The organism is Bacteroides cellulosilyticus DSM 14838 (assembly GCF_000158035.1).
In the GTDB taxonomy this organism is placed as follows: domain Bacteria; phylum Bacteroidota; class Bacteroidia; order Bacteroidales; family Bacteroidaceae; genus Bacteroides; species Bacteroides cellulosilyticus.
Genome location: NZ_EQ973530.1, coordinates 1 through 563, shown reverse-complemented (window position 1 = coordinate 563; position 563 = coordinate 1). Strand labels below are relative to the sequence as shown.

At 51.2% G+C, this 563-nt stretch carries 1 pseudogene; it reads left to right on the top strand.

The features are described from left to right. Window positions 1-563, top strand: a pseudogene (locus tag BACCELL_RS25510) (DUF3868 domain-containing protein); the annotation flags it as partial.

Below are 563 nucleotides of genomic sequence, written 5' to 3'. Positions count from 1 at the left end.
TAGGTCGGACTGTATGCCCTGTGCCGAATGTACAGCCATGGTAACTTACCTCACTCCTGATATGGAAACTCAGAAACACCGTTCGGAAAGTGCCACCTTATATATAGACTACCCTACCGGAGTTTATGACGTCCGCCGCGAATTCCACAACAACCGCCCCGAACTGGAGAAACTGGACAGCCTGATGCGCCCGCTCACCGAAGGGAATCTGGCAAGTATTTCGAGCATCTCCATCTGCGGATACGCCTCGCCCGACGGGATCTACAAGGACAATGAAATACTGGCTTCCAACCGCGCACGCTGTTTCAAGGAGTATATGCGTGCCACGTATGCACCCGGGCGCGATCTTTATAAAGTTTCTTCCGTACCCGAAGACTGGGATGGATTGGTGGAACTTCTGCAACGCCGCCCCATGAATCACGGTGACGAAGTATTGTCTCTCATTGCCCGAACCGGCATTTTTGAAGGACGCGAAAAACAATTGATGGATATGCACGGAGGAACCGTATATCGGGAACTTCTGAAAAACTATTTTCCGCAGTTGAGACGTATCCGTATCACGG